The organism is Moorena sp. SIO4A1 (genome assembly GCF_010672065.1).
GTDB lineage: Bacteria > Cyanobacteriota > Cyanobacteriia > Cyanobacteriales > Coleofasciculaceae > Moorena.
The window spans coordinates 1-1,636 of sequence record NZ_JAAHHX010000579.1 but is presented as its reverse complement, the minus strand read 5'-3'; the positions used below and the strand labels follow the sequence as shown (position 1 = coordinate 1,636).

Below are 1,636 nucleotides of genomic sequence, written 5' to 3'. Positions count from 1 at the left end.
AAAAGTTTATCGCAAAATGACCACACATTAATTCAAGATCTAGAAAAATTAATTGCACCAGCGACTCGTGGAGATCCAAGTTCTCCGTTACTCTGGACATCGAAAAGTACCGCAAAATTAGCCAAAGCTCTAAAAGAAATCGGACATCAAATTAGTCCAAGAACGGTGGCAAAATTGTTGAAGCAATTAGGGTATAGTTGACAGAGTAATAGAAAAACGTCGGAAGGTTCATCTCATCAAGATAGAGATGCTCAATTTCAATACATTAATGAGAAATTAAAAGATTTTCAAGAGCGTAATCAGCCAGTAATTTCAGTAGATACAAAAAAAAAAGAATTGATTGGAAATTATCGCAACGTAGGACAAGAATGGCATCGAAAAAAAGAGCCACTTCAAGTTAAAATTCATGATTTTCCTGATCCAGAACAAGGAAAAGTAATTCCTTCTGGAGTTTATGATCTAACTGATAACTCGGGATGGGTCAACGTAGGAATAAGTCATGATACAGCTGAGTTCGCCGTAGCAAGCATTCGTCAATGGTGGAAAAATATGGGAAAAAAAGTTTATCCAGCAGCTAAAGAAATACTGATAACAGCTGACTCTGGTGGCAGTAATGGCTATCGAATTAGATTATGGAAAAGTGAGTTACAAAAATTAGCGACGGAAATCGGATTGACCATCAAAGTATCCCATTTGCCTCCCGGGACAAGCAAATGGAATAAAATTGAGCATCGAAGGTTTTGTCACATAACAAAAAACTGGAGAGGTAAACCTTTAACAAGCCAAGAAGTTGTCGTAAAGTTAATTAGTAATACTACGACTAATACCGGACTTAGTATCCAAGCTGAATTGGACAAAAATGACTATAAAACTGGTATAAAAGTTAGTGATAAAGACTTTAATGAGGTGCAGATTGTGCGAGAATTTTTTCATGGAGAATGGAACTATTCTATCCTGCCTCAATCAACGCCTAAATAGGGTAAGTTATTTTTGCGCAATTCCTTATGGGAACGCGCCCCGCGTGACCTACGGTGAATCGCGTAGCGTGGCCATTCCCGTAGCGTGGCCCAAAGGCCAAGGCCAATCGCATCATGAGGGATTGATAGTCAACTTAACCTTGACTTGATAACTCCGCACCATTACTAGATGCAAGACTGGATGCAAGATTGACTTGTTTCACCTCATCTATCGCTTTCCGTCGTGCTTCGATAATTTGACCGATTTCACGGGCAAGACTTGGTGTACTTTCTATCATCTGATTAACCAGAGCTGAATAAAGCGCAATAGTTTGCAAATCTTCCACAACGGATACGGATACGGAGCTTGGTTTGCCGCTAAACAGTGCCATTTCCCCAAAAAACTCACCACTTGACAGAGTCATCACCTCCTGTTGTTCACCATAACTATCTTTGAGGGTGAGTACAGCTTTCCCAGCAATAATAATGTACAAAGCATGACCAGGATCCCCTTCACGAATGACGGTTTCTCCCACACCGAAATTTTGTAGGAGTGCTCCTTTCGAGAAATTCTCCAAGTTCTTTTGCTGTTTAGCTACAGGAACAAAGACAGGTATTGACTTCAGGCTCTCGGTAAACTTCGTCAAAGTGCTATCTGCCTGATTAGGTTCACTATCGAG

Annotated in this window: 2 protein-coding genes and 1 pseudogene; 1 reads left to right on the top strand and 2 read right to left on the bottom strand. The window is 40.3% G+C overall.

The window, feature by feature from the left end:
• Window positions 1–978 (top strand): annotated as a pseudogene (locus tag F6K53_RS40845) (ISAzo13 family transposase); the annotation flags it as partial.
• Here the strand turns inward: F6K53_RS40845 and F6K53_RS40840 are convergent.
• Both F6K53_RS40840 and F6K53_RS40835 read right to left on the bottom strand, forming a co-directional pair.
• Window positions 971–1,093 carry a hypothetical protein gene (locus F6K53_RS40840; protein WP_293085944.1) on the bottom strand — a complete coding sequence of 41 codons (123 nt, stop codon included), beginning with the start codon at window positions 1,091–1,093 and terminating at the stop codon, window positions 971–973. The pseudogene F6K53_RS40845 and the gene F6K53_RS40840 overlap by 8 nt on opposite strands.
• A gap of 18 nt (window positions 1,094–1,111) precedes the next feature.
• A partial coding sequence (locus tag F6K53_RS40835; RefSeq protein ID WP_293085941.1) for a cyclic nucleotide-binding domain-containing protein occupies window positions 1,112–1,636 on the bottom strand: 525 nt, incomplete at its 5' end.